General features: G+C 72.1%; 24 protein-coding genes and 2 pseudogenes. 15 read left to right on the top strand and 11 right to left on the bottom strand.

The annotated features are described in order from the left end of the window. Nucleotides 1-324 precede the first annotated feature (324 nt). The 4 genes from miv_RS17970 to miv_RS17985 all read left to right on the top strand — a co-directional run bounded on the left by miv_RS17970 (nt 325) and on the right by miv_RS17985 (nt 4,468). Nucleotides 325-918 carry a CvpA family protein gene (locus tag miv_RS17970; RefSeq protein WP_048425979.1) on the top strand — a complete coding sequence of 198 codons (594 nt, stop codon included), beginning with the start codon at nt 325-327 and terminating at the stop codon, nt 916-918. Nucleotides 919-1,195: 277 nt separating this feature from the next. After that, complete coding sequence (purF, locus tag miv_RS17975; RefSeq protein WP_207178015.1) at nt 1,196-2,698, top strand: amidophosphoribosyltransferase; 1,503 nt, start codon at nt 1,196-1,198, stop codon at nt 2,696-2,698. Nucleotides 2,699-2,811: 113 nt separating this feature from the next. Then, nucleotides 2,812-3,570, top strand: a complete 759-nt coding sequence (locus miv_RS17980) for an SDR family NAD(P)-dependent oxidoreductase (protein ID WP_048425981.1) — start codon at nt 2,812-2,814, stop codon at nt 3,568-3,570. A 493-nt stretch (nt 3,571-4,063) separates the two neighbouring features. Beyond that, nucleotides 4,064-4,468, top strand: coding sequence for a dihydrofolate reductase family protein (locus miv_RS17985; RefSeq protein WP_048425978.1), 405 nt, complete (start codon nt 4,064-4,066; stop codon nt 4,466-4,468). A gap of 182 nt (nt 4,469-4,650) precedes the next feature. Here the strand turns inward: miv_RS17985 and miv_RS17990 are convergent, their stop codons facing one another. Beyond that, nucleotides 4,651-5,514, bottom strand: coding sequence for an SDR family oxidoreductase (locus miv_RS17990; protein ID WP_207178017.1), 864 nt, complete (start codon nt 5,512-5,514; stop codon nt 4,651-4,653). A 120-nt stretch (nt 5,515-5,634) separates the two neighbouring features. Here miv_RS17990 and miv_RS17995 point away from each other — a divergent pair, with 120 nt between their 5' ends. Continuing rightward, entirely contained in the window at nt 5,635-6,516 is an 882-nt protein-coding gene (locus miv_RS17995; RefSeq protein WP_207183539.1) for a LysR family transcriptional regulator, read from the top strand. 100 nt (nt 6,517-6,616) lie between these two features. Here miv_RS17995 and miv_RS18000 read toward each other — a convergent pair whose 3' ends face one another. From miv_RS18000 to miv_RS18010, 3 genes and pseudogenes are all read right to left on the bottom strand, one after another. Next, complete coding sequence (locus miv_RS18000; RefSeq protein ID WP_244749068.1) at nt 6,617-7,066, bottom strand: VOC family protein; 450 nt, start codon at nt 7,064-7,066, stop codon at nt 6,617-6,619. Between the two features lie 131 nt (nt 7,067-7,197). Then, a complete protein-coding gene (locus miv_RS18005) occupies nt 7,198-7,833 on the bottom strand; it encodes a methyl-accepting chemotaxis protein (protein ID WP_207178019.1) in 636 nt (211 codons plus the stop codon). A 277-nt stretch (nt 7,834-8,110) separates the two neighbouring features. After that, nucleotides 8,111-8,887: pseudogene (locus miv_RS18010) on the bottom strand (MCP four helix bundle domain-containing protein); the annotation flags it as partial. A gap of 321 nt (nt 8,888-9,208) precedes the next feature. Between miv_RS18010 and miv_RS18015 the strand changes: the two are divergent. After that, nucleotides 9,209-9,379 carry a hypothetical protein gene (locus tag miv_RS18015; protein WP_165602025.1) on the top strand — a complete coding sequence of 57 codons (171 nt, stop codon included), beginning with the start codon at nt 9,209-9,211 and terminating at the stop codon, nt 9,377-9,379. Between the two features lie 15 nt (nt 9,380-9,394). Here the strand turns inward: miv_RS18015 and der are convergent, their stop codons facing one another. From der to miv_RS18030, 3 genes and pseudogenes are all read right to left on the bottom strand, one after another. Then, nucleotides 9,395-10,741: a ribosome biogenesis GTPase Der gene (der, locus tag miv_RS18020; RefSeq protein WP_048425973.1), complete on the bottom strand. Its 1,347-nt coding sequence runs from the start codon at nt 10,739-10,741 to the stop codon at nt 9,395-9,397. A gap of 352 nt (nt 10,742-11,093) precedes the next feature. Beyond that, nucleotides 11,094-11,795: pseudogene (locus tag miv_RS18025) on the bottom strand (tetratricopeptide repeat protein); the annotation flags it as partial. A 157-nt stretch (nt 11,796-11,952) separates the two neighbouring features. Beyond that, nucleotides 11,953-12,546 (bottom strand): NnrU family protein, encoded by a 594-nt coding sequence (locus miv_RS18030; RefSeq protein ID WP_058619219.1) that lies wholly within the window; start codon nt 12,544-12,546, stop codon nt 11,953-11,955. Between the two features lie 103 nt (nt 12,547-12,649). On the opposite strand from miv_RS18030, the gene miv_RS18035 reads away from it, so the two are divergent. After that, on the top strand, nt 12,650-13,807 hold the full coding sequence (locus miv_RS18035; RefSeq protein WP_207178021.1) for a glycoside hydrolase family 183 protein: 1,158 nt from the start codon (nt 12,650-12,652) through the stop codon (nt 13,805-13,807). Then, nucleotides 13,804-13,983: a hypothetical protein gene (locus miv_RS18040; RefSeq protein ID WP_207178023.1), complete on the top strand. Its 180-nt coding sequence runs from the start codon at nt 13,804-13,806 to the stop codon at nt 13,981-13,983. Before miv_RS18035 ends, miv_RS18040 begins: the two co-directional genes overlap by 4 nt. A gap of 5 nt (nt 13,984-13,988) precedes the next feature. Here miv_RS18040 and miv_RS18045 read toward each other — a convergent pair whose 3' ends face one another. Next, nucleotides 13,989-14,630: a LysE family translocator gene (locus miv_RS18045; RefSeq protein ID WP_207178025.1), complete on the bottom strand. Its 642-nt coding sequence runs from the start codon at nt 14,628-14,630 to the stop codon at nt 13,989-13,991. A gap of 136 nt (nt 14,631-14,766) precedes the next feature. On the opposite strand from miv_RS18045, the gene miv_RS18050 reads away from it, so the two are divergent. After that, nucleotides 14,767-15,669, top strand: a complete 903-nt coding sequence (locus miv_RS18050; protein WP_207178027.1) for a LysR family transcriptional regulator — start codon at nt 14,767-14,769, stop codon at nt 15,667-15,669. 29 nt (nt 15,670-15,698) lie between these two features. Here miv_RS18050 and miv_RS18055 read toward each other — a convergent pair whose 3' ends face one another. Continuing rightward, the gene (locus miv_RS18055) at nt 15,699-15,923 is read right to left on the bottom strand and encodes a hypothetical protein (RefSeq protein ID WP_207178029.1); all 225 of its coding nucleotides are present in this window, start codon (nt 15,921-15,923) and stop codon (nt 15,699-15,701) included. Between the two features lie 159 nt (nt 15,924-16,082). On the opposite strand from miv_RS18055, the gene miv_RS18060 reads away from it, so the two are divergent. After that, nucleotides 16,083-17,003, top strand: a complete 921-nt coding sequence (locus miv_RS18060) for an oxidoreductase (RefSeq protein WP_207178031.1) — start codon at nt 16,083-16,085, stop codon at nt 17,001-17,003. A 9-nt stretch (nt 17,004-17,012) separates the two neighbouring features. On the opposite strand, the gene miv_RS18065 is transcribed toward miv_RS18060, so the two are convergent. Then, entirely contained in the window at nt 17,013-17,426 is a 414-nt protein-coding gene (locus miv_RS18065) for a phospholipase A2 family protein (protein ID WP_058620311.1), read from the bottom strand. Nucleotides 17,427-17,686: 260 nt separating this feature from the next. On the opposite strand from miv_RS18065, the gene miv_RS18070 reads away from it, so the two are divergent. After that, nucleotides 17,687-17,896: a hypothetical protein gene (locus miv_RS18070; protein WP_207183690.1), complete on the top strand. Its 210-nt coding sequence runs from the start codon at nt 17,687-17,689 to the stop codon at nt 17,894-17,896. Nucleotides 17,897-18,084: 188 nt separating this feature from the next. Next, nucleotides 18,085-19,359: a DUF2254 domain-containing protein gene (locus miv_RS18075; protein WP_207178033.1), complete on the top strand. Its 1,275-nt coding sequence runs from the start codon at nt 18,085-18,087 to the stop codon at nt 19,357-19,359. Here the strand turns inward: miv_RS18075 and miv_RS18080 are convergent. Then, nucleotides 19,350-21,203: an ABC transporter ATP-binding protein gene (locus miv_RS18080; RefSeq protein WP_207178035.1), complete on the bottom strand. Its 1,854-nt coding sequence runs from the start codon at nt 21,201-21,203 to the stop codon at nt 19,350-19,352. The genes miv_RS18075 and miv_RS18080 overlap by 10 nt on opposite strands. A gap of 386 nt (nt 21,204-21,589) precedes the next feature. Between miv_RS18080 and miv_RS18085 the strand changes: the two genes are divergently transcribed. From miv_RS18085 to miv_RS18095, 3 genes are all read left to right on the top strand, one after another. After that, nucleotides 21,590-21,853, top strand: coding sequence for a hypothetical protein (locus miv_RS18085; RefSeq protein ID WP_207178037.1), 264 nt, complete (start codon nt 21,590-21,592; stop codon nt 21,851-21,853). A gap of 112 nt (nt 21,854-21,965) precedes the next feature. After that, nucleotides 21,966-23,795, top strand: coding sequence for a dihydroxy-acid dehydratase (ilvD, locus tag miv_RS18090; RefSeq protein ID WP_207178039.1), 1,830 nt, complete (start codon nt 21,966-21,968; stop codon nt 23,793-23,795). 4 nt (nt 23,796-23,799) lie between these two features. Beyond that, complete coding sequence (locus tag miv_RS18095) at nt 23,800-24,954, top strand: winged helix-turn-helix domain-containing protein (protein ID WP_207178041.1); 1,155 nt, start codon at nt 23,800-23,802, stop codon at nt 24,952-24,954. Nucleotides 24,955-24,969: the final 15 nt, after the last annotated feature.

A 24,969-nucleotide genomic window follows, 5' to 3' on the forward strand; every position in this document is an offset into this window, starting at 1 on the left:
GGGCTCGCCGAAGGCGAGAACCCGGGATCCAGAACCGCTGACACCGAAGACAAGGGCGCATCGTCATCCGCCTCATCCTGCACCGTCAGCGGTTCTGGATCCCGGGTTCCGCTTCGCGGCCCCAGGATGACGAGGTGAGGTCCTGGCCGACGGGAGCGGGCCATCGAACAGGCTGTGACAGCAACGAAGGGCGTCCCGCCGCGCCGCATCATCGGCTCTGCGAGGGCAGGGTGACGAAGCGCATCGGGCAGCGTATACAACCCCGGCGGTGCCGGGCAGCCGCGACCCGAGCCAACGCTCCCGCCCCCGAACCTGTTCCTGCCAATGCCGTTCTCCGTTCTCGATCTCGTCGTGCTGGGCGTCGTCGTCATCTCCGCGCTGCTCGCGGCGGTGCGGGGCTTCACCCGCGAGGTTCTGGCGATCGTGGCCTGGGTCGCGGCGGCGGGCCTCGCCTGGACCCTGCACCCGCTCCTGCTGCCGACCGTGAAGCAGCACGTCTCCAGCGACACCGTCTCGCTGGTGGTGTCGATCGCCGCGATCTTCCTCGTCACCCTGCTGGTGGTCTCGGTGATCACCGTGAAGATCTCGGACCTGATCCTCGATTCGCGCATCGGCGCGGTCGACCGCAGCCTCGGCCTCGCCTTCGGGGCGGGACGCGGCTTCCTGATCTGCGTCATCGGCTGGGTGTTCCTGGCCTGGCTCGTCCAGGGCAAGGTGCCGGACTGGGCCCAGCAGGCCCGCAGCCGCGAGATTCTGGAAAACAGCGGCCAGAAGCTGGTGGCGATGCTGCCGGACAATCCGGAAGGCCTGCTCAAGCAGTTCCGCAAGCCCAAGCCCGAGGTCGATCCCGGCACCGACGCGCCGGCGGAGGCCGACGCCCCGCCCCAGCGGCGCACCGATGCGAGCCCGCGGCGCTGAGACCGCACACGAAGGACACACTCCGCCAAGGACGCCCGACCGGCGTCCTTTGCATGTGAGGTAAGCCCCGCAACGCACCTTTGACGCCTTGGTTCCGCCGAAGGCAGCGATTACATAGCCGGCGGCGAGGCAAACGATCGGACGCAACGCATCGGATGCGGGCGGTCCGGTTCCTGCTTCGCTCGAGGCGAATCAGGCCCGCGCGGCGACCGTCACGGGACGCGCGGGGTCGGCGAGGCGAGGCCGTGCGGTGACCGGCCACCAGGGGCTTCTCATCATGTCAGCACGCAGCGAAACCTTCCGGGGCGCCCCCGGGGCGAGCGAGGCGTTCGGCGGCGATCTCGACCTCGACGGCGACACCCTGCGCGAGGAATGCGGCGTCTTCGGCATCTACGGTCATCCGGACGCCTCGGCGATCGTCGCGCTCGGCCTGCACGCCCTGCAGCATCGCGGCCAGGAGGCGGCCGGCATCGTGTCGTTCGACGGCCGGGTCTTCCATTCCGAGCGCCGCATGGGCCTCGTCGGCGATTCGTTCTCCGACCTCGCCACGATCGAGCGCCTGAAGGGCCAGACCGCGATCGGCCACGTCCGCTACTCGACCACCGGCGAGACGATCCTGCGCAACGTGCAGCCGCTCTTCGCGGAGCTCGAGACCGGCGGCCTCTCGGTCGCCCATAACGGCAACCTGACCAACGGCCTGCTGCTGCGGCGCCAGCTCGTGCGCGACGGCGCGATCTGCCAGTCGACCTCCGATACGGAAGCGATCCTCCACCTCGTCGCCCGCTCGCGCCACGTCCGCATCGTCGACCGGGTGATGGATGCGCTGCGCCAGATCGAAGGCGCCTACGCCCTCGTGATGATGACGAACAAGAAGCTGATCGGCGCCCGCGATCCGCTCGGCATCCGCCCGCTGGTGCTCGGCGAGCTCGACGGACGCTACATCCTGGCCTCCGAGACCTGCGCGCTCGACATCATCGGCGCCCGCTTCGTGCGCGACGTCGAGAACGGCGAGATGGTGGTGATCTCGGACGAGGGCATCGAGTCGATCCGCTTCGCCCGGGCGCAGCCGCTCCGCCCCTGCATCTTCGAGTACATCTACTTCGCCCGGCCCGATTCGACCGTGAACGGCAAGAGTGTCTACGCCGTGCGCAAGAATATCGGCCTGGAACTCGCCAAGGAATCGCCGGCCGAGGCCGACATCGTCATCCCGGTGCCGGATTCCGGCGTGCCGGCGGCGCTCGGCTACGCCCAGCAGACCGGGCTGCCCTACGAGCTCGGCATCATCCGCAACCACTATGTCGGCCGCACCTTCATTCAGCCGACCCAGTCGGTGCGCGAGTTGGGCGTGCGGATGAAGCACTCGGCCAACCGCGCCGCGGTCGAGGGCAAGCGCATCGTGCTCGTCGACGACAGCCTGGTGCGCGGTACCACCTCGGTGAAGATCGTCCGGATGATGCGCGAGGCCGGCGCCCGCGAGGTGCATTTCCGCATCGCCTCGCCGCCGATCACCCATCCCGACTTCTACGGCATCGACACGCCGGAGAAGGAGAAGCTGCTCGCCGCCACCCACGATCTCGAGAGCATGCGCGAGTATATCGGCGCCGACTCGCTCGCCTTCCTGTCGATCGAGGGGCTCTATCGGGCGATGGGCGAGGAGAGCCGCGACGCGGCCTGCCCGCAATACACCGACCACTGCTTCACCGGCGATTACCCGACGGCGCTGACCGACCTCGCGGTCGCCTCGCCGCGCCGCATGGCGCTCCTCGCCGAGGCCGACTGAACCCGAGGCGGCCAAACGCCCAAGGCGGCCAGACGCACAAGCCGGCCGAATCCGAGGTGGCCCTCCCAGGGGTGGCCGCCGCCAAGCCGATCGATCCCGAGCCGACCGACCCGATGACCGACACCCCTCTCGCCCACAAATCCCTCGCGGATCGCATCGCGGTCGTCACCGGGGCCTCGCGCGGCATCGGCCGCGCGGCGGCCCTGGCGCTCGCCGAGGCCGGCGCCCACGTCATCGCGGTCGCGCGGACGCAAGGCGCGCTCGAAGAGCTCGACGATTCGGTGCGGGCGGCGGGCGGCTCGGCCACCCTCGTCCCCCTCGACCTGTGCGACTACGACGCCATCGACCGGCTCGGCGCGGCGATCAACGAGCGGTGGGGCCGGCTCGACATCCTGGTCGGCAATGCCGGCGTGCTCGGCAAGCTGATGCCGCTCGGCCACATCGACCCGAAGGTCTGGGCGACCGTGATGGACGTCAACGTCACGGCGAACTGGCGCCTGATCCGCTCCCTCGATCCGCTCCTGCGCCGCTCCGATGCGGGGCGGGCGGTGTTCGTCAGCTCCGGCGCGGCCTCGTCGTGCCGGGCCTATTGGGGGCCCTACGCGGTGTCGAAGGCGGCGCTCGAGGCGCTGGTGCGCACCTACGCGGCGGAGACGGAGACCACGGCGGTACGGGCCATGCTGCTCAATCCCGGGCCGTTGCGCACCGCGATGCGCAAGGCCGCGATGCCGGGCGAGGACCCGGAGACGCTGCGCACCCCGGAGGATCTGGCGCCCCACATCGTCCGGCTCGCGAGCCCGGACTGGACCGGGAGTGGCACCATCTTCGACTTCCCGACCGGCCGCGTCCTGACGCCGCAGAAGCCGGCCTGAGCGAACGAGCCCGCGATCGGTGTCGACCGCGGGCAATCGATCGTGCCGATCAGGGCGCACTTGCCCTGCTCACAGGGGGTCCGACCTCTCGCCTCATGGCGCCGAGAGCGAGACGTCGGTCCAGACGTCGCGCGATCGCCCCTGTCGCCCCGTCCGTGTTCGTGGGTCATCGCCGCCGGCCCACCCATCATCAGGGTGTCCCCCCCGCCGCACTGTCGATCGTCGGGCGGAACGGGCCAAGCGCGAGACCGGCGGTTCGAACCCGGGGCTGCCGCCTCCGCCGCGACGGCACGTCGTTCTCGGCCGATGCCGTGATCGAGGCGATCCGCGACGAGGACGGCAGCCTCGTCGGGGCGGAGGCCGCCGCGCCGGTCCGGACGGGCACCGGGTCGTGACGGCTTTCGGCCGGCTGGCCCGCGCCCGTCCGAAGGGCTATCAGGCGGGGCGCGCCGCGGCCCCGTCCGGGTGGGCGGCCGGGGGGGACCGAGAGCCGATGATCGACGTGCGGGCGATGTGCGCCATCGGGCAGCGGGGCCAGCTCGGCCTCCACGGGCGGCTGCCCTGGGAGGGCAACACCGATCCGCTCTACGTCGAGGACGTGACGCGGTTCTTCGCGGTCACGCAGGGCCACGTGCTGATCGCCGGGCCGAAGACCATCGAGGCGGTGCCGGACTTCGCCTATCGGGACCGGACGATCGCGATCATCCGCTCGCACGAGGACCCGCGGGCGGTGCTGGCGCGCTATCCCGGCCGGCGCGTCTATGTCGGCGGCGGCATCGCGGTCTGGAACGTCTACGCGCCGTTCATCCAGCAATGGGACATCACCCGCCTGCCCTATGACGGCGAGGCCGATCGCTGGTTCGATCCGGCTTGGTTGGTGGGACGGGGCCGGGACTGACGTCCGACCCCTGTCGCTGGTGAGACGGGGCCGGGACTGACGCCCGACCCCTGTCGCTGGTGAGACGGGGCCGGGACCGATACCCGCCCCCGTCGCTTGCGGGACCGAGCCAGCCCCTATGGCCAACGGGGCGGAACGGTGGCGGTCGAGCCGATCACGGCCGTCCCCCTTCGGGATCGCGGTCAGGCGGAGGCCGCGACGGTCGTGGCGAAGTCGCGGTAGGTGTGCAGGGGGCGCCCCAGCATCGCGGTCAGGCGCTCACGGTCGCCCGCCTCCGGGAGCATCCCGTCGGTCTGGAAGCGTTCGGCCATCAGCCGCATGTCGAAGGCCATCCAGGGCGGCATGAAGGCCCGCAGGCGTCCCTCGAACCCGGCCGTGTCGTCACCCCCATAGGCGACCGGGCGGCCGAGCACCTCCGACCAGAGTCCTGCGACGTCCGGCCCGGTCAGGGTCTCGGGGCCGACGAGGGTGAGGCGGGCGGGCGGCGCGGCGCCCTGCTCGCGGCGGATCAGTTCGAGGGCGGCGATCTCGCCGATGTCGCGCGCGTCGATCATCGCCAGGCCCTTGTGGCCGATCGGCATCGGGTAGACGCCGTGGGTCATGACCACGTCGGCGACCGTGCGGTCGTTGTCGATGAAGTAGGCCGGGCGCAGGATGGTGGCCTCGAACCCCATCCCGTCGATCATCCGCTCGACGCCGAACTTGCCCGCGAAATGGGGCACGTTCACGAAAAGGTCGCTGTGGATCACCGACAGGTAGACCACCCGGGCGATCCCGGCCTCGCGGGCGAGGTTGAGCGTCACCAGGCTCTGGGTGAATTCGTCGGGTACCACCGCGTTGAGCAGGAACAGGGTGGAGACGCCCGACAGCGCGGCGCGCATCGCGTCGACGTCGAGGAAGTCGCCCGTCGCCACCGGGACGCCCGCCGGGAGGTCCGCCTTGGCCGGGTCGCGAACGAGGGCGCGGATATCGGCGCCGCGTCGCGCGAGCTGCCGGATCACCTGGCGGCCGACCGTGCCGGTGGCGCCTGTCACGAGGATCGTCATGGGATGGCTCCGGGTTCGTCGTTGAATGCATCCGGACGATCGGCGATCCAGTGATGGGCGGATAGGCGTTCGATTGGGACGCACCGTCTCGTGAGTGGAACGATCGCTTCGGGGGACCGGATGGACCTGCCGGCGTTGGCCGACTTCACCCTCGTCGCCCGCCACGGCGGGTTCGGTCGCGCCGCCCGGGCGAGCGGTCGGCCGAAGGCGACCCTGTCGCGGCGGGTCGCGGAGCTCGAGGCCAGTCTGGCCCTGCGCCTGTTCGAGCGCGGCGCCCGGGTCCTGACGCTGACCGAGGAGGGGCGCGCCCTCCACGAGCGGGCCGGCGCGCTCCTGACCGAACTCGACGAGACGGCGGCGGCGATCGCGGCGGGCGGGGCCCGGGCCCGGGGCCGGCTGCGCATCAGCGCGCCGCTGCTGTTCTCGCAGGTCGCCATGGGCAAGGTGGCAGCGGACTTCGCGCTGAAATACCCGGAGGTCCGCCTGTCCGTGACGACGGAGGACCGGGCCGTCGACATGATCGAGGAGGGCTACGACCTGGTGATCCGGGTCAACCCGGACCGGGACGAGAGCCTGGTCGGGCGGGCCTTCCTGCGCGACCGGATGGTGGTGGTGGCGGCTCCCGGCCTGCCGCGCCCCGCGGAGGGCGCGTGCGTCCCGGCGGTGGTCCGGGCGATGGAGGACCGGGTGGTCTGGACCCTGGCGGACGGCGCATCGCTCGCCGTCGCGCCGGTGCTCGCCCTGTCGTCGCTGGTGATGATCCGCGACGCGGTGCGCACCGGCCTCGGCGCCGCGCGCCTGCCGGTCTCCCTCGTAGCCCACGACCTCGCCGCCGGCCGGCTGGTCTCCTGGGGCGACGTGGCGGGTTCGGACATCGCGCTCTGGGCGCTCTACCCGTCGCGGCGGCTCCTCAGCGCCCGCGTCTCGGCCTTTTTGGAGCACCTGCGGGAGACGTTTCCGACGGGGGCGCCGGAGGAGCTGGCGGCCTACCTGGCGGACTGAGCCGCCCCGGCGCAGCCGGCTTGCGCTGGGGTCGAAACCTCGTCAGCTCGACCTCGCGGAGGGCCGCTGACGGTGGAAAGCGGCCCCTCGCCCGGCGGGATCAGGGATCCTGGGCGGGAGTTGGCGGCTGCATGAACTCGATCGTCGCGCCATCGGGGCCTACGGCGTAGATCACCCGCGTTCCAGCCCGCGCACCGCTCGCGATCGGCTGCGGCGTGCCTTGCGCCGTCCAGCCGTAGGCGGCGATCCGCACCAGGAGCGCGTCGATGTCATCGACCACAAGGGCCAGATGCGCGAAGCCTGGGTCGAACGGCTTGGCTGGCACGCTTGGTCGGTCCGGACCCCGATACTCCAGGAGTTCGATCGTCTGATCCGCCAGCGAAACGATCGCGAGGCGCACCGTCGCCCCATGCGCTCCGGTGACCTGACCGAGGAACTCGCCCCCCATCTCGCCCGTCCGCACGAGGCGTGCGCCGAGCCCGTCGATCCAGAACCGAAGTGCCTCGTCGAGGGAGCCGACCGCGAAGCCGACATGATCGGCGCGCCGCACATGGATGCTCGTGTGTTCCCTCATGCAGCACGTTCTACCGGCAAAGGGGCCGCTCGTCTGCAATGGGTCGAACGCAGTCCCGCCCCGCACAAGCCAAGCCGTTTCGACCCCGATCCCAGGATGAAGACGGCTCACGCCGCCTTCACGGCCGCCAGGAACCCGCCGACCTCGCGGGTCAGTCCCTCGGAATGGTGCGACAGGGAGAGGGCCGCGTCGAGGACCCGTCCGGCGGCGGCGCCGGTCTCGCCGGCCTCCCGGCGCAGGTCGCCCAGGGTCTCGGTGACGTGGCCGGTGCCGTGCGCCGCCTCGCCGACGCTGCGGGCGATCTCCTGGGTCGCCGCACCCTGCTCCTCCATCGCCGCTGCCACGGAGGCCGCGGAGGCCGACATCTCGCCGATCACGAGGCCGATGCGCTGGATGTCGGCGACGGCGGCCCGGGTGGCCGCCTGGATCGCCGCGACCTCGCCGGTGATCTCGTCCGTCGCCCGGGTGGTCTGGCCGGCCAGCGCCTTGACCTCGGTGGCGACCACCGCGAAGCCGCGGCCCGCCGCCCCGGCGCGGGCCGCCTCGATGGTGGCGTTGAGCGCGAGCAGGTTGGTCTGCGCGGCGATGTCGGCGATGACCGAGACGACGCGCTCGATGCGCTCGGCGGCGACCGACAGGGCACCGACCGTGGCATCGGTGCGGCGGGCATCCTCCACCGCCTGCCCGGCCATGCGGGAGGTCTGGGCGACCTGCCCGACGATCTCCTGGATCGCCGCGGTCATCTGCTCGCTCGCCGCGGCGACGGCGTGGACATGGCCGGAGGTCCGCTGGCGCCCGGGCGGCCGCCTCCATGGTGCCGGCGGCCCCGGCGAGGTCGCGGGACAGGGACCCGACCTTGGCCTCGAAATCCCGTGCCAGCCCGTCGACCAGCGCGGCGCGACGCGCGGCGGCCTCCTTGTGCTCGCTCTCGCGCTCGGTCAGGCGGCGCATCTCGCCGGCCGAATCCTTGAACACCTGCAGCGCCCGGGCGAGCGCCCCGATCTCGTCGCGGCGCCCGGTGCCCGCCACCGCGACCGACAGGTCGCCCGCCGCGAGGGCGTTCATTGCTCGGGTCGTCCGGGCGAGCGGCCGGGCGATCCCCAGGACCGCGATGGCCGCGAGGACCGAGAAGGCGAGGACGAGCCCGAGCGCGGCGACGAGGGTCAGGCGCGTCTTGGTCGCGGCGGCGGCGGCCTCGGCCGCGTCCCGGGCGGCGGCGAGATCGGTGAGGGTCGCCTGAACCCGTGCGTCGATGGACGCGGCCGCCTTGGCGCGCCGTCCGGCATCCTGCTCGCTCGAGAGCGCGAAGGCGACATCGGTCATGCCCTGCTGGGCGTTCGTCACCACCTTGGCCGAGAAGGCGAGGTAATCGGCGACGCCTTTGCGCAGGGCTTCGTCCTGCGCCCGCTCCTCCGCGGTCGCCGCGAGGGTCACGAGCCGCTCGGCCTGCGCCGCGGCCGACTCCTCCGCCGCCCGGTGCTGCTGGGCCAGGGTCTGTCGAACCTCGTCGCTGCCCTCGATGATGACGCTGCGCTGGGCGATCGCCGCCTCGGCGACGGCGTTCGCGACCCGCTGCGCCGCCACCGCCCGGTTGGTGCGCACGTCGACGATCTCGCGCGTCGTCTCTCCCAGGGCGTCGAGCCCGCTCCGGGCGAGCCCGACGAGGCCGACCGCGACGAGGAGCACGAGGGCCGCCGGCAGGGCGAGCTTGGCGAGGAGCGAGAGGTCGTTGAAGGCGCGCATGATCGGCTCCCGATGCACGATTGTCGCAGCCCCGCTCGGCCACGCACTCCGCATTGATCCCAGGAGACGACGCTATCGATCCGCCGGTTAAGGCGGGATGTGTATACGATCCGATATTGTATCGTTCGCCGGCCGGCCTGCTTCAAAAGTCTCCAAGTCGCGCCACTATCATCGTCAGATCATGCACGATATTTCCGCTCTTGCCGGCCGTCCGGCAGAATGGATCATGCCCGGGCGGGGCCGAACGGGCCGGCGCGAAAGGGCGCGCCCGACGAACTCCGCCGATCCGGCCTGCCGCTCGGTCATTGCCGGTCGCCAAGACGGCGCGAACACGGTAGATCCGTCGGCAACCAGTCAGACGCGGGTTGTCGAGCGATGAGCGAATCCACCGACCGGTTCAAGCGTGCGCCCAAGCGCAAGACCGCGCAGGCGCGCACCCTCACGGTGTCGCCCGAGGCCAAGGCGGCCTACGAGAAGATGATCCGCGAGAAGGAGGAGCGCGAGGCCTACGCCCGCAACCTCCCCGCCGACCAGAAGCCGCGCTGACGCCGCACCCCTGCCCTACTCGCTCTTGTCGAACGGGTTCTTCGAGGTCCGGAGCGACAGGCGGATCGGCACGCCCGGCAGCTCGAAGGCCTCGCGCAGGCTGTTGACGAGGTAGCGGGTGTAGGATTTCGGCAATGCGTCGAGCTGGTTGCCGAACAGGGCGAAGTGCGGCGGACGCGACTTCACCTGCGTGGCGTAGCGAATCTTGATGCGCCGGCCGGACACCGCCGGGGGCGGGTTGGCCTGCGTCGCCTCGCTGAGCCACTGGTTGATCTTCGCGGTCGAGACGCGGCGGTTCCACACCTCGGCGGTCGAGGTCACGGCGTGCATCAGCCGGTCGATGCCCTCGCCGGCGAGACCCGAGAGCGGCACCACCGCGGCGCCGCGGACCTGCGGCAGCAGGCGCGTCGCCTTCTCCTTCAGCTCCTTCAGGAGCCCCGGCTGGTCGGCGACGAGGTCCCACTTGTTGAGGCCGATGACGAGGGCGCGCCCCTCCGACTCGACGAGGTCGACGATGGTCAGGTCCTGCTTCTCGAACGGGATCGTGGCGTCGAGGAGCACCACCACGACCTCCGCGAAGCGCACGGCGCGCAACCCGTCCGAGACCGCGAGCTTTTCCAGCTTGTCGTCGATCCGGGCGCGGCGGCGCATCCCGGCGGTGTCGTGCAGCTTGATCCGCCGGCCGCGCCACTCCCAGTCGAGCGAGATCGAGTCGCGGGTGATGCCGGCCTCGGGGCCGACGAGCAGCCGGTCCTCGCCGAGCATCCGGTTGATCAGCGTCGACTTGCCGGCATTCGGGCGGCCGACGATCGCGACCTTGAGCGGCTTGCCCTCGCCGCCCTCCTCGTCGTCGTCGTCGTCCTGCTCCGGCAGCACCGCTTCGAGCGCGTCGAGAAGGTCGCCCATGCCCTCGCCGTGCTCGGCCGAGAGCGGGACGGGATCGCCGAGGCCCAGCGCGAAGGCCTCGTAGGCGCCCGCCATGCCGGCCCCGCCCTCGGCCTTGTTGGCGAGCAGGATCACCGGTTTGTCGGACCGGCGGACCAGTTCGGCGAAGGGCTGGTCGGCGGGCAGCAGGCCGGCGCGGGCATCGATCACGAACAGGACCGCGTCGGCCTCGGCGATGGCGGCTTCGGTCTGGGCGCGCATCCGGCCGGCGAGCGAATCGGCCTCGGCCTCCTCCAGCCCGGCGGTGTCGAGGATGCGGAAGCGCAGATGGCCGAGGCGCACCTCGCCCTCGCGCCGGTCGCGGGTCACGCCCGGCCGGTCGTCGACGAGGGCGAGCTTGCGGCCGACGAGACGGTTGAACAGCGTCGACTTGCCGACGTTGGGACGCCCGACGATCGCGACGATGGGCATCGACATGGAGGTCTTCCTAAAAAAATAGCAGCGGGCGGGCACGCCGCGAGGCGCGCCGCCCTGTCGAGGTGATGATGCGGGACGCAAACGCCCCGCGCTATGGGGATCTCCGGAGGAGCGCCCGATCGCCGTGCGATCGGGCGCTCCTCCGGGTTATCGGCTGTGCCGCGTGTCCTGTCGACGAGCCGGTGTCCAGTTCGGCGAAATCTGCTTATCGCGTCGCAGGAGCCGGAGCCTCGGGCGCGGGGGTCTTCTCGGGTGCAGGAGTCTCGGGTCCAGGAGTCTCGGGTGCCGACGTCCCGGAAGCCGGGGCCTCCTCGTGGGCCTCGTGATCGGGCGCGGCGGTCCCGAGGAAGGTCGGCGGCCGCGGCGCGGCCGGAGCCGGGGCCGCCGCCGCGGTCACCTGCACGGGACCGCCGGCCACCAGGCCGACATAGATCTCGAGGCGCTGGCGCAGGCCGGCGGGGGTCTCGCGGTCGGCGGCGATCTGGTCGAACCAGCGGCCGGCGCCCTCGAAATCGCCCTTCTTCAGGGCCACGAGGCCCAACGTCTCGCGGGCGGTGTGGCGGAAGGCGCTCGACGGGGCGGCGAGGCTCTGGAGCGTGTTGAGCGCGGTGGCGTCGTCCTTGTCGACGAGGAGGAGCGCGCCGCGCAGGCGGGCGAGGTCGCGCAGCGACTGGCCGACCGCGGTGTCGTCGGCGATGGCCACGTAGGCCTTGGCGCCCGTCGCCGGATCGGCCTTGCCGGCCTCGGCCGCGGCCCGCAGGCGCGCCAGCAGGCGGTAGCCGAACGGCGCATCGGCGACCACGCCCGCGAAGGCCTTCTCGGCATCCTCGGGCGTGCCGTCCTTGGCGCGGCGCAGGGCCTCCTCGAAGCGCAGGCTCGCCGCCTCGGATTGCTGGGCTTGCGCATGCTGCCAGTAGCGCCAGCCGCCGACGCCCAGCACCACCAGCACCGCGAGACCGATGAACACGCCGCTGTAGCGCGACCAGATCTGGGCCAGGCGGTCGCGCCGGTACTCGTCGTTGACCTCGCGGATGAACTCGTTCTCGCTCATGATCTCTTTGGCTCGATCTCTTGGCTCGCCGCCACCAGTGAGCCGATGGGCTCTTCGCCGCGACCATGCGACAGGGCCGGTCGCGTAGCACAGTCGTGGCGGGAAGTCAGGCCTGCCCGGCGGGAAGTCCGGCCTGACATGCGATCAGGCTGGGAGCGCCTCAGGCCTGGCCCGGCCAGACCGCGACGCCGATGAGCCAGGGGTGGAGCACCCGGGCGAACACGAACCAGGCGGCGACGCCGATGACCACGGCGAGCGCGTCGTTGCGCCAGCCGGCCGGCGCCACGGCGGGGCCGCCATGCGGCCGCACCTCGTCCCGGCGCTTGGCGCTGATGCGGGCCATCACCGCCCAGGCCAGGATCGTCCCGAACAGGATGATCGAGCCGAGGTCGCCGTTGGCGAGAAGGTGGGCCGTCGCCCAGATCTTCACCCCGAGCAGCATCGGGTGCTTGAGCCGCGCCTTGATCCGGCCCGGCAGGTAGGCGGCCACGAAGGAGATGAAGGCGAGGAGCACCAGCAGCAGGGCGAGGTGCCGGGTCCAGACCGGAGGCGACCAGACCTCGATGTAGCCGTGCGCCCGGTACTGGCCGTAGCCGTAGCCGAGCAGCACGAGACCGGCGAGCGCGGCGACCGAGTAGCCGATCTTGTAGGGCCCCTCCCCCACCCGCCCGATCAGGGCGGCGCGGGGCCCGCGCAGCATCGTGAAGGCGTGGGTGCCGAGGAAGAGCACGAGGCCGGCGAGCAGGAGCAGCATCGGGGGGAAACCTTAACGGGACAAAGGCGCGATTCGCGGAAAGGCCGCAAGCAAGCCGCAAGCACTCTGGCGCAGGCTTCAAGGCCAAGTCCAGGGACGCCGCATGCTCCTCCGCCTCCTCCTCGCGTGTCTCTGCGTCGCGGCCGTGACGGCCGCCGCCCGTGCCGCCGAGCCGCCGCTCTCGGCGCTGACCCTGGTCGGCGCGCCCCGCACGGTGTTCAAGGCCGGCCGCGACGCCTGCGACGGGCACGACGTGCCGGACGCGCCCGCCCGCGCGCTCCGCGAGGCCGACGGGGGAATCGCGCTGTTCGGCATGCATTACCGCAACCGGGCGCTGCGCGGGCGCGACTTCGACAGCCTGACGCTCGACTGCACGATCGTGCTCGATTCCGCCTTCAAGCCGGAGCCCGAGGCCTTCGACGACCGGACCTGGATCACCGCCACCTGGACCGAGGACGGCCGGCGGATCGAGGCCCTGCTCCACGAGGAGTACCACGCCGACGAGCACGGCCGCTGCCGCACCACCGGGGTGCTCGCCTGCTGGTACAACGCCGTGCTGGCCGCCCGCTCCTCCGACGGCGGGCGCAGCTTCACCCCTGCGACGCCGCCGACGGTCGTGGCGGCGCCCCCCTTCCGCCAGGAGGTCGAGCAGGGCCGCCACCGCGGCTTCTTCAACCCCTCGAACATCGTCGCCGACGGCCGCTACCGCTACTTCTACGCCTCGACCACCGGCTGGGCCGGCCAGCCCTTCGGCGTCTGCCTGTTTCGCAGCGACGACGTGAGAGACCCCGCCCGCTGGCGGGCCTATGACGGCAAGGACTTTTCCGCCCGCTTCCCCAACCCCTACCTCAAGGGCGCGAAAGCGAGCGGCGCCTGCGCTCCGGTGGCGCCGTTCCCGGCCCCGGTCGGCTCGGTCAGCCGCCATCGCGGCACCGGCGCCTGGATCGCGGTGTTCCAGGCCGCCGCCGGCGGCGTCTTCCCGCGCTCGGGCATCTACTGGAGCACCTCGCGCGACCTGCTGGCCTGGGACGTGCCGCGCCTGCTGATCGCCGGATCCACCCTCTACGACGATCCCTGCGGGTCGGGCGGCGCGCTCGTCAGCTACCCTTCCCTCATCGATCCCGCCGCGCCGGGCCGCAACTTCGACACGGTGGGCGACGCCGCGACGCTCTTCTATGTCACGCTCAAGACCAAGGGCTGCGAGATCACGTCCGACCGCGACCTCGTGCGGCGGGCGGTGACGATCAGGGTCTGGCCGTGAGGCCGCGGGTCTTCGCCCTCTCCCCGCGCGGCACCGACACCATGGACCGGTCCTACGCCGAGATGGGCCGGCCCGGCGCCGCGGCGCTGGTCGACGGCGCGGCGTTCGACACGCTGTATCTCACCTCCCGCGGCAGGCGCGCGGGCTCGGCATCGCCAGGCCTCCGGGCGCCGTGATCCTCTCATGAGACCGTCCCGAGCGCAGGATCGAGGCGGGTAAGGAGGAGCGCCACGCCGAGGCCGACCAGTACGGCGCCGATCGCCATCCGCAGGACGCGCTGGCGCCGCAGCACCGCGGCGCGCACCGCCTCCCGCGACAGGAAGACCGACACCGTCGCGAACCAGGCGAAATGCGACAGCGAGATGAAGGCGCCCCAGGCGAGCTGGACCGGCAGCGGTGTCTGCGCCCCGATCAGCTGGCTGTAGAGGCTCAGCACGAACAGCGAGGTCTTAGGGTTGAGGCTGTTGGTCAGGACGCCCGTCGCGACGTCGCGGGCGAGGGACCGGTGCGCGGCAGTCGCGTCCGCCGTCGCCATCCGGGTCGCGGCGGTCGCGAGGCCGATATAGATCAGGTAGGCCGCGCCCGCGATCCTGACGACGTCGAGCGCGCCCGGGGCGACGCGCTGGACCAAGGCTACCCCGGCCATCGCGTAGGCGATGTGGAACCAGCAGGCGAGCGCGATGCCGGTCGCCGCCGCGATCCCGGCACGGCGGCCGAACAGGCAGCTGTTGCGGCTGACGACCGCGAAATCCGCCCCCGGGCTCAGCACCGCGAGGCAGGTGACGGAGGCGATGAGCAGGGCCTCCCCGGTGGTGTCGACCATGATCCTGGTTTCCCCTCAATCCGCCGCCGTCGGCGGCACGGCTCTTGCGCCGCAGGGCGCTTGGGGACAGGACCACGGCGGATCGGTCGCGAAAATCGAAACGATCTCGCGGAAATGCGTGAGGATTGCTCACAGGATGACGGAGATCCACCGCCCCCGCCTACCGCCGCTCGGGAGCCTGCGCGCCTTCGAGGCGGTGGCGCGCCACGGCGGCCTCGTCGCGGCGGCAGCCGAGCTGCATGTGACCCACGGCGCCGTCAGCAAGCAGATCGGCATCCTGGAAGTCGAACTGGGTGAGCCCCTGTTCGAGCGGCGCAACCGTGGCCTCTTCCTCACCGGACGGGGCCGCTGGCTCGCCGGCCGGCTCTCGGCGATCGTCGCGCAGCTCGACGACACCCTGGCCGAGTTCGCCCGCCGGGACGACGACCGGCCCCTCGTCGTCTCCTGCGAGCCGACCCTGTGCCTGCGCCTGCTGATCCCGAGCCTGCCGGCCCTGCGCGCCGCGACCGGTCTCGACATCCGTGTGCTCGCTGCTGGCGGGCGGATCGACCTGCGGCGCGATCGCGTCGACGTCGCGATCCGCCGGGACGACTTTCCGATCTCTGGCCACCTCGCCGTTCGGGTCCTTGCCCCCGAGGCGATGGCGCCGGTCTGCGCACCCGCTCTCGCGGATGCCGCCGACCTGCCGGTTCTGCACACGCGGAGCCGGCCCGACGCCTGGCCGGCCTGGCGGCGGCGGGGGCATCCGTCCTTCCGCGGCGGGCCGGACGTGCAGTTCGAGCACTTCTCCCTGGCACTCGAGGCGGCCATTGCAGGCCAGGGCGTCGCCCTGGCCTCGCTCCACATGGTGGCGGACGACCTCCGCGCAGGGCGCCTCGTGGCGCTGCACCCGTTCCGGACGGACGGCAGCCGCTACGTCGCCCTGACCGAGCACCCCATGGCGCCGGACGGGCCGGAACGGCGGCTGGCGGACTGGCTCGGCGCGCGGATGGCAGACACGATCGCCGCCCATCTCGCCCCGTCGGACCTCACGGACTGAGCTGGACGGCTATTCACCGGCCGGCTCACTCACGCGGCGGGCGGCTCCGGCAGGTAGCCGGCATCGCGCAACGCCGCCTCGACGGCGTCGCACAAGGCGCCCTCGGGATCGTCGTTGACGGCGGACGGAGGCATGAGCGGCACCATCGGGGCGAAGCGGGCCGTCTCCGCCGGCGGGGCCGCCAGGACGGCATCCTGCGGGGTATCCTCGCCGGGAGGCGGTGCGCGCAGGGTCGAGAAGAGCCGGCCGATCATGCGGGTCGTTTCTCGCGTCCTTGGAGTTCCTCGGGCATCTGGCAAGCAAGGAACGTGCGGGCGCGCCGTTTCGATCCGCGCGCCCGGTCCGCCGGCCCTTCCCGCGGCCCGCCACACCCCCATCTCGGGGACACCCACCCGCCCACGGAGCCGCCACGAATGCCCTGGACCACCGCCCTGATCCCGTCCCAGGCCGGGCGCCGCGCGCTCGTCACCGGGGCGACGAGCGGCATCGGCTACGAGGCGGCGCTCGCGCTGGCCGGGGCCGGGGCCGAAGTCGTGATCGCCGCCCGGGACGCCGGCAGGGCGGAGGACGCGGCGCGCGCGATCCGGCGCGCCCATCCGGGGGCGGAGGTTGCGTTCCGCCTCCTCGACACCGCGCGTCTCGCCTCGGTACGGGCCTTCGCGGAGGAGTGGCGCGCCGAGGCGAGGCCGATCGACATCCTGCTCCTCAATGCGGGCATCGCCGCGGTGCCGCGGCGCGAGGAGACCGAGGACGGGTTCGAGCGCCAGTTCGCCACCAACTATCTCGGCCACTTCGCCCTGACCGGGCTGCTGCTGCCGCATCTCCGGAACGAGGCCGGGGCGCGGGTGGTCGCCGTGGCGAGCATCGCCCACCGGTCGGGCGTCATCGCCTTCGACGACCTGCAGAGGCGCCGTGGCTACGGCCCGCAATCGACCTACCGGCAGACCAAGCTCGCGATGCTGATGTTTGCCCTCGAACTCGACCGGCGCCTGCGCGCCGCCGGTTCGTCCGTCCGATCGGTCGCGGCCCATCCGGGGCTGGCCGCGACGGCGATCGCCCGGCGCGGCGACCGGGCCGGGCCGCTGGCGGCCGGCATCGGCAAGGGTCTCCTCGGGCTTCTCGGTCAATCCGCGGCGCGCGGTGCCCTGCCTCTCCTCTACGCCGCCACCGCGCCCGAGGCCGAGGGCGGCGGCTATTACGGCCCGGACGGGCCGTGGGAGATTCGCGGATCCCCGGGCCCGGCGAGGATCGAACCCCATGCCCGCGACCCGGATGCGGCAGCGCGGCTCTGGGCGCAGTCCGAATCGCTGACCGGCGTCGCCTCTCCGCTCTGACGCGGCGGCCTACTCGTCGTCCCCGTCGACCGTCGGCGTCGGCACGGTATGCCCGATCGTGCGCAACGCCGGCGTGGAGGAGGCGACCCGGGACCGCGACGGCATCATGCCGGCCGCGAAGGCGACGAAGCCGGCGGCGTCGCGCAGGTCCTCCGGCTGGCGCGGGTCCCGGGCGATCAGGCTCGCCTCCCGCTGCAGGCGGGCGTTGCAGGCCGGCGAGGCCAGCCCGCCGCGGGGCGTGCAGGCATCGTGCCGGGCGCAGGCCGCGTCGAGGGCATCGATCGGCGGCAGCGGCGCGTTGTTGCCCGGGCCGCAGTAATTGCCGTGGATGAGGAGGGCCGGCGGCCGGTCCTGGGCGAGGGCGGGAGCCAGGGCGGCGGCGGACAGGCCGCAGGCGAGGATCAGCGGAGTAGCGAGGCGCATCGTCGATCGAGTCCCTTCGAGCGCCGGTCGCCCCTCGAGGGGCCGGCGGTGGGGACCGGCCGTCGCGGCCGGTCCGTGCGGCCGGTTCGGCAGCCGGCATCCGTCCGCCAACGGAGGCCCGCAGCACCGGTTCCCGGGTTGCGGCGCACGGTCTCGCTTCGACTCGGCCCCGGGCACGCGATCGGGCCTGGACAAAGGATTCGATCAAAGACGGCCATGCGAGACTTGCCGCGCCGGCCCGCGTGCCAAATGTAGGACCGATGATCGCATCCGATTCCGATACGCCCGGGTTGCGCGAGCCGTCGGGCGGCGCCCCGAGCCTCGACGCGGCGAGCCGGGAGCGGCTCGGCCGCTACCTCCAGGCTCTCTACGAGCCCGTGCTCGACGAGGGGCTCGACCCGCGCCTCGCCGAGCTGATGCGCCAGCTCGACCGCGACCGGGCCGGGCAGGACGACGGCCCGGACCATTGAGGGCGGCCGACACGTCTCCAGCCCCTGACCTCGGGGTAGAGCCGTCCTTGAGCATTTTCCGACGAAGTGGATGCCGGTTCGTCGAAGAAAATGCGGCAAAGCAAAGACTTAGAGAGCGCTTCGCGATTGCAACGCGATCGTGAAGTGCTCTAGTTCCACCCGCCGGATACGAGGAGGGGTGGACGCAGATGGGCCGTTGGGCGTGGATCGGCAGGCGGGTCATCCGGCAGGTCTGGTTCCGGGCGGCGCTGATCAGCCTGTTCGGCGTGGGCCTGGCCCTGGTGGCCGCCTTCGTCGGCCCGTTCCTGCCGGACGACCTGCACGCCCAAGTGGGGCAGGACGCGGTCGGGACGATCCTTCAGATCATGGCCTCCAGCATGCTGGCGGTGACGACCTTCTCGCTCACCGCGATGGTCAGCGCCTACGGCTCGGCGACCCAGCTGGCGACGCCGCGGGCGACCCAGCTCCTGATCGGCGACCCGACCTCGCAGAACGCGCTCTCGACCTTCCTGGGCGCCTTCGTGTTCTCGGTGGTCGGCATCATCGGGCTGCAATCGAGCGTCTACGGCGACAGCGGGCGCGTGGTCCTGTTTTCCGGCACCGTGCTGGTCGTCGCCGTGGTGGTGGTGACGCTGCTGCGCTGGATCGGCCACATCACCAGCTTCGGCCGCATGGGCGACGTGATCGACCGCGTCGAGGAGGCCGCCGCCGAGGCGATGCGGGCCTTCGCGGCCGATCCGCGGCTCGGCGGCCGCCCCGCCGTCGCGGTGCCGGCCGGTGCGACGCCAGTCTTCGCGGAGGAGACCGGCTACGTCACCCATATCGACGTCGCCGCGCTCGGGGCGCTCGCGGAGGAGCACGGGGTGCGGGTGCACGTCGCGGCCCTGCCGGGCACCCTCGTCCATCCGACCCGGCCGCTGCTGCACGTCGCCGGCGAGAGCGGGCGGAGACTCGACGGGCGACTCGCCGAGACCCTGGCCGAGACCCTGGCGAAGGCCTTCGCGATCGAGCGGCACCGGCGCTTCGACCAGGATCCGCGCCTGGGCCTGATCGCACTCTCGGAGATCGCCAGCCGGGCGCTCTCGCCGGCCACCAACGATCCCGGCACGGCGATCGAGGTGCTGAACGCCCTCCTGCGGGTCCTTCTCAATCTCCCGCCCGAGGAGCCGGAGGGCGAGGAACTGGCCGGGCGGCCCCCGGTCCACGTCCCGCGGCCGACGCTCGACGACATGCTGACCGACGCCTTCCGGCCGATGATCCGGGAGGGCCTGGGGGAGATCGAGGTGACGATCCGCCTCGCCAAGACGCTCGCCGCCCTGCGCGACGCCCGGCCCTACGCGACCGCGTCCGTCGATCGGGTGGCCCTGCGCCTCGACCAGGCCGCCCGAGCGGCGATCACCGATCCGGCCGACCTCGCCGATTACGAGGCGGCGTGCGGCCGGATCGCGGCGCCTCAGCGGTAGCCCGCCGCCTGCAGCTCGAAGAGCTCGGCGTAGCGGCCGCCGCGGGCCACGAGGTCGGCATGCGTGCCCTCCTCCAGCACCCGGCCGCCGGAGAGCACCACGATCCGGTCGGCCCGGCGCACGGTGGAGAAGCGGTGCGAGATGAGGAGCGCGGTGCGGCCCGCCGCGAGGTCGGCGAAGCGGCGGAAGATCTCGGCCTCCGCGGCGGCATCGAGCGCCGCCGTCGGCTCGTCGAGGACCAGCATCGCGGCGTCGCGCCGGTAGGCCCGGGCGATCGCCACCTTCTGCCACTCCCCGCCCGACAACTCGACCCCGTCCTCGAAGCGCCGGCCGAGGCGCTGGTCGTAGGTGGCCGGCAGCCGCTCGATCACCGCATCGGCGAGCGCCCGCCGGGCGGCGGTCGCGATGCCCTCCCGGTCCTCCCGCGCCTCGATGCGCCCGACCGCGATGTTGTCGCCGGCCGTGAAGTCGAACCGCAGGAAATCCTGGAAGATCACGCCGATCCGGGCGCGCAGGGACGCGATGTCGTACTCGGCGAGGTCGCGGCCGTCGAGGAGGATGCGCCCCTCGGTGGGGGCGTAGAGCCGCGCGAGCAGCTTGACGATCGTGGTCTTGCCGGCGCCGTTCTCGCCCACCAGCGCCACCACCTCGCCGGCCCCGACCGTGAGCGAGAGGTGGCGCACCGCCCAGCGGCTCTGGCCCGGATAGCGGTAGCCCACATCCTCGAACACGAAGCCCGTGCGCAGGCGCTCCGGCACCGGGCGGCTCCCCGAGCGGATGGTCGGCGCGATGGTGAAGAACGAGAAGAGGTCGTCGAGGTACTGCGCCTGGCCCATCACCTGCGAGGCGCCGAGCAAGAGCCCCTCGACGAGGCCGCGCAGCCGCAGGAAGGCGCCGCCCAGGAAGGTGAGGTCGCCGACGGTGAGCGTGCCGGCGAGCGCCTCCCCGGCGATGACGAGGTAGGCGGCGTAGTAGGCGAGCGTGCCGAGGGTCGCGAAGGCGCCGCCGGCGAGCGCCCGGTGGCGGGCGAGCTCCCGGTTCTCGGCGAGCAGCCGGGCGGCGAGGTCGCGAAAACGCGCGGCGAGGTGGGCGGCGAGGCCGAACAGCTTCACCTCCTTGGCGCTCGCCGCGTCGGCCCCGAGGTAGCGCAGGTAGTCGGTCTCGCGCCGGTCCGGGCTGCGGCGGAAGGCCAGGCGGTAGCCGCGGGCGTTGAAGTGCAGCTCGTTGAGAAAGGCCGGGATCAGGGCCAGCACCAGGAGCAGCACCAGCCCCGGCAGCATCGTGCCGACCGCGACCGCCAGCGTGATCGCCGTGACGAGGTCCTGGAGCTGGCCGAGCAATTGCCCGATCAGGTTCGAGCGCCACGCCACCTGGCGCCGGGCCCGCTCGAGACGGTCCTGCACCGCGCTGTCCTCGAACTGCTCCAGGTCGAGGGAGGCGGCATGCGTCATCAGGCGCAGGGACGTGGCATTGCCGACCTTCTCCGCCAGCACCCCGTCGACGTAGGCGGTCGCCCGCCCGAGGAGGTCCGACAGGACCGCGAGCCCGAGCTCGATCCCGACGAGGAGCCCGAGATGGTGCAGCCGCGGATCGGTCAGCCACCCGGCCTCCGGCGGCGGACCGGCCCGCCCCGCCACCACCGCATCGACCACGAGCTTGGCGACGTAGAGCATCAGCGCCGGCAGCCCGGCGCGCAGGAGGCGCAAGACGAGGCTCGCCGCCGTCAGCCGCGGATCGGTCGCGAGCGCGAGGCGAAACAGGGCGGGCAGGTGGCGCAACGGCCCGAGCCGGGCGCTCGCGGCGCGGCGCAGGCGATCGAGGCGGCTCTCGGCGGGGGTATCCATGGAGGCGGATATAGGTTGGCCGGCCCCGCTTTCGCCGGCCGCACCACGTCCTGGAGCCGGCGCACCCGGCCCCTCCCCCGCAGAGGCGGGTTTGTCCGGGGAAAATCCCTACAAGAATCGAGCGCGGGATCCCCTCTCCCGTGTGGGAGAGGGGTAGGGGTGAGGGTGACACGTTTCCGAATAAAGCTCGGGCCATCGTACCGGCAGCGGGACGGCTTAAGCTTTCTGCGGAACCGTAGCACCCTCACCCCAGGCCCCTCTCCCACACGGGAGAGGGGAGGCGCGCTGCGGGGAAGAGTCCGGGCGCGCGAAGCGTGACCACGCATCGGGAACTTCGCCGTGTGCCCCGCGTCGACCCGGGCCAGGTTTCATGAAGGACCACCCCCATGTCGGCCCGCTTCCTCGCCCCTCTTCTCGCCCTCGCGATCCTCGCCCCCCTCCCCGCCCTCTCCCAGGTGAGCGAGACCGGCACCGGCGGCGGGCCGGCCTCGACGATCAAGGCGCCCAACACCACCGGCACCGGGCAGACGGTGCCGAAGCCCGGCGCGCTCGGCCCGAACGAGACCGGCACCGTCTCCCCGCAGATGCGCCGGGAGGCCAAGCGCGAGGACGCGATCATGAAGGGCATCTGCATCGGCTGCTCGAAGTAGCGGCCAAAAGCGGGCCTGCCCTGCATCCAGGGACTTCCTCGAACGATGGGACTTGCGGGAGACGGGCCGGCGGCGGCATGACGCGAGGGGAAACGACCCTCGAAGAGTTCCAATGCCCGCCTATCGCTCCCGCACCACCACCCATGGCCGCAACATGGCCGGCGCCCGCGGCCTGTGGCGCGCCACCGGCATGACCGACGCCGATTTCGGCAAGCCGATCATCGCGGTGGTGAATTCGTTCACGCAATTCGTGCCCGGCCACGTCCACCTCAAGGATCTCGGCCAGCTCGTGGCGCGGGAGATCGAGGCGGCGGGCGGCGTCGCCAAGGAGTTCAACACCATCGCGGTCGATGACGGCATCGCGATGGGGCACGACGGCATGCTCTACTCGCTGCCGTCCCGCGACCTGATCGCCGATTCGGTCGAGTACATGGTCAACGCGCACTGCGCCGACGCCATGGTGTGCATCTCGAACTGCGACAAGATCACCCCCGGCATGCTGATGGCGGCGCTCCGCCTCAACATCCCGGTGGTCTTCGTCTCCGGCGGGCCGATGGAGGCCGGCAAGGTCAACCTCTCGACCGGGATCAAGAAGGTCGACCTCGTCGACGCGATGATCGCCGCCGCCGACGACCGCGTCAGCGACGAGGACGTGCAGGTGATCGAGCGCTCGGCCTGCCCGACCTGCGGCTCGTGCTCGGGCATGTTCACGGCGAACTCGATGAACTGCCTCACCGAGGCGCTCGGGCTCTCGCTGCCCGGCAACGGCTCGGTGCTGGCGACCCACGCCGACCGCAAGCGCCTCTTCGTCGAGGCCGGCCATCTCATCGTCGACCTCGCCAAGCGCCACTACGAGCAGGACGATTTTTCGGTTCTGCCGCGCGCCATCGCCTCGATGACGGCGTTCGAGAACGCCATGACCCTCGACATCGCCATGGGCGGCTCGACCAACACGGTGCTGCACCTCTTGGCCGCGGCCTACGAGGGCGAGGTGCCCTTCACCATGGCCGATATCGACCGGCTGTCGCGCCGGGTGCCCGTTTTGTGCAAGGTCGCCCCGGCGGTGGCCAACGTCCACATGGAGGACGTGCACCGCGCCGGCGGCATCATGGCGATCCTCGGCGAGCTCGACCGGGCCGGCCTGATCGACACGAATGTCGGTAATGTCGGCTCCGGCACCCTCAAGGAGGCGCTGGCGCGCTGGGACGTCGCCCGCACCACCAGCGAAAGCGTGCGCGAGTTCTACCGCGCGGCCCCCGGCGGCATCCCGACCCAGGTCGCCTTCAGCCAGGCCTCGCGCTGGGACGAGCTCGACCTCGACCGCGAGGGCGGGGTGGTGCGCGATTCAGCCCACGCCTATTCGCAGGATGGCGGCCTCGCGGTGCTGTACGGCAACCTGGCGGAAGACGGCTGCATCGTGAAGACCGCGGGCGTGGATGCCAGCATCCTCAGCTTCTCCGGCCCGGCCCACGTCTTCGAGAGCCAGGACGCGGCGGTCGAAGGCATCCTGGGCGGCAAGGTCAAGGCCGGCGAGGTGGTGCTGATCCGCTACGAGGGCCCCCGCGGCGGCCCCGGCATGCAGGAGATGCTGTATCCGACGAGCTACCTGAAGTCGAAGGGCCTCGGAAAGGCTTGCGCGCTCGTCACCGACGGGCGCTTCTCGGGCGGCTCCTCGGGCCTGTCGATCGGCCACGTCTCGCCGGAAGCGGCGGAAGGCGGGTTGATCGGCCTCGTCGAGCAGGGCGACCGGATCGAGATCGACATCCCGAACCGGCGCATCCACCTCGCGGTCGATCCCGCCGAGATCGAACGCCGCCGCGCCGCGCAAGTCGCGAAGGGCTGGCAGCCCGCCGCGCCGAGGAAGCGCAAGGTGAGCGCCGCGCTGCGAGCCTTCGCCAGCATGACCACTAGCGCCGCCCACGGGGCCGTGCGGAAGATCTAAACCCATGACGGTCGTGCGGCTGACGCCTCAGGAAGCCCGCCGGGTCGCCCTGGCGGCGCAGGGGTTTCATGCCGCACGCCCCACCAAAGCCGGTCCCCGGCACCTCGCCGCCACGATCGACCGGCTCGGCCTGCACCAGATTGATAGCGTCAACGTTCTGGTGCGGGCGCATTACCTGCCGGCCTTCTCGCGGCTCGGCGCCTACGACACGACCCTCCTCGACCGCCGCGCCTGGGGCCACAAGCGCGACCGGCGGCTGTTCGAGTACTGGGCGCATGAATGCTCGCTCCTGCCGCTCTCCCTCCACCCGCTCCTGCGCTGGCGCATGGAACGGGCCGATCGGGGAGAGGCCGGCTACCGGGCGATGCGGGCCTTCGCCACCGAGCGCCGGCCCGAGGCGATGGCGTTGCTCGCGCGCCTGCGCGACGAGGGCCCGCTCTCGGCCTCCGACATCCAGACCGGCCGGGCCGGCTGGTGGGCATGGAGCGAGCCCAAACGCATGCTCGAATGGCTGTTCTACGCCGGCCACGTTACCACCGCGACGCGGCGGCGCAGCTTCGAGCGGGTCTACGACCTCACCGAGCGGGTGATCCCGCCGGACATTTTGTCTCTGCCCGACCTGCCGGAGGCGGAGGCGCAGGCCCAGCTGGTCGCCCTCTCCGCCCGGGCGCTCGGCCTCGCCACGGCGTCAGAACTCCGCGACTATTTCCGCCTCGACGCCCCGGATGCCGCCTCGGCCATCGCCCGTCTGGTGGAGGAGGGCCTCCTGCTCCCGGCCGAGGTGCCCGGCTGGCCCCCCGCCTACCTCCACCGCGACGCCACGATCCCCCGCCGCGTCGCGGCCCGAGCCCTGCTCGCCCCCTTCGACCCCCTGGTCTGGGAGCGCGCCCGCACCGAGCGCCTGTTCGGTTTTCGCTACCGCATCGAGATTTACACCCCGGCGGCGCAGCGGCAATACGGGTATTACGTGCTGCCGTTCCTGTTCGGGGAGGAGCTGGTGGGGCGGGTGGATTTAAAGGCGGATCGGGCGGGGGGGCGGCTCCTGGTGCATGCGGTGCATTGGGAGCCGGGGGTGGTGGAGGGGGCAAGGGAAGCGTTGAGGGTGGAGTTGGGGGCTTTAGGGGGATGGCTAGGGCTAGAGTTGGGACATACGAGCTAACAGCCCCCACAGCAA

Source organism: Methylobacterium indicum (assembly GCF_017347565.1).
GTDB lineage: Bacteria > Pseudomonadota > Alphaproteobacteria > Rhizobiales > Beijerinckiaceae > Methylobacterium > Methylobacterium indicum.

What these genes read in the sequence shown, in the direction of transcription:
- miv_RS17970 (WP_048425979.1), top strand. Translation starts at nt 325, where the DNA reads ATGCCGTTCTCCGTTCTCGATCTCGTCGTGCTGGGCGTCGTCGTCATC.
- purF (WP_207178015.1), top strand. Translation starts at nt 1,196, where the DNA reads ATGTCAGCACGCAGCGAAACCTTCCGGGGCGCCCCCGGGGCGAGCGAG.
- miv_RS17980 (WP_048425981.1), top strand. Translation starts at nt 2,812, where the DNA reads ATGACCGACACCCCTCTCGCCCACAAATCCCTCGCGGATCGCATCGCG.
- miv_RS17985 (WP_048425978.1), top strand. Translation starts at nt 4,064, where the DNA reads ATGATCGACGTGCGGGCGATGTGCGCCATCGGGCAGCGGGGCCAGCTC.
- miv_RS17990 (WP_207178017.1), bottom strand. Translation starts at nt 5,514, where the DNA reads ATGACGATCCTCGTGACAGGCGCCACCGGCACGGTCGGCCGCCAGGTG.
- miv_RS17995 (WP_207183539.1), top strand. Translation starts at nt 5,635, where the DNA reads ATGGACCTGCCGGCGTTGGCCGACTTCACCCTCGTCGCCCGCCACGGC.
- miv_RS18005 (WP_207178019.1), bottom strand. Translation starts at nt 7,833, where the DNA reads ATGACCGCGGCGATCCAGGAGATCGTCGGGCAGGTCGCCCAGACCTCC.
- miv_RS18015 (WP_165602025.1), top strand. Translation starts at nt 9,209, where the DNA reads ATGAGCGAATCCACCGACCGGTTCAAGCGTGCGCCCAAGCGCAAGACC.
- der (WP_048425973.1), bottom strand. Translation starts at nt 10,741, where the DNA reads ATGTCGATGCCCATCGTCGCGATCGTCGGGCGTCCCAACGTCGGCAAG.
- miv_RS18030 (WP_058619219.1), bottom strand. Translation starts at nt 12,546, where the DNA reads ATGCTGCTCCTGCTCGCCGGCCTCGTGCTCTTCCTCGGCACCCACGCC.
- miv_RS18035 (WP_207178021.1), top strand. Translation starts at nt 12,650, where the DNA reads ATGCTCCTCCGCCTCCTCCTCGCGTGTCTCTGCGTCGCGGCCGTGACG.
- miv_RS18045 (WP_207178025.1), bottom strand. Translation starts at nt 14,630, where the DNA reads ATGGTCGACACCACCGGGGAGGCCCTGCTCATCGCCTCCGTCACCTGC.
- miv_RS18050 (WP_207178027.1), top strand. Translation starts at nt 14,767, where the DNA reads ATGACGGAGATCCACCGCCCCCGCCTACCGCCGCTCGGGAGCCTGCGC.
- miv_RS18055 (WP_207178029.1), bottom strand. Translation starts at nt 15,923, where the DNA reads ATGATCGGCCGGCTCTTCTCGACCCTGCGCGCACCGCCTCCCGGCGAG.
- miv_RS18060 (WP_207178031.1), top strand. Translation starts at nt 16,083, where the DNA reads ATGCCCTGGACCACCGCCCTGATCCCGTCCCAGGCCGGGCGCCGCGCG.
- miv_RS18065 (WP_058620311.1), bottom strand. Translation starts at nt 17,426, where the DNA reads ATGCGCCTCGCTACTCCGCTGATCCTCGCCTGCGGCCTGTCCGCCGCC.
- miv_RS18070 (WP_207183690.1), top strand. Translation starts at nt 17,687, where the DNA reads ATGATCGCATCCGATTCCGATACGCCCGGGTTGCGCGAGCCGTCGGGC.
- miv_RS18075 (WP_207178033.1), top strand. Translation starts at nt 18,085, where the DNA reads ATGGGCCGTTGGGCGTGGATCGGCAGGCGGGTCATCCGGCAGGTCTGG.
- miv_RS18080 (WP_207178035.1), bottom strand. Translation starts at nt 21,203, where the DNA reads ATGGATACCCCCGCCGAGAGCCGCCTCGATCGCCTGCGCCGCGCCGCG.
- miv_RS18085 (WP_207178037.1), top strand. Translation starts at nt 21,590, where the DNA reads ATGTCGGCCCGCTTCCTCGCCCCTCTTCTCGCCCTCGCGATCCTCGCC.
- ilvD (WP_207178039.1), top strand. Translation starts at nt 21,966, where the DNA reads ATGCCCGCCTATCGCTCCCGCACCACCACCCATGGCCGCAACATGGCC.
- miv_RS18095 (WP_207178041.1), top strand. Translation starts at nt 23,800, where the DNA reads ATGACGGTCGTGCGGCTGACGCCTCAGGAAGCCCGCCGGGTCGCCCTG.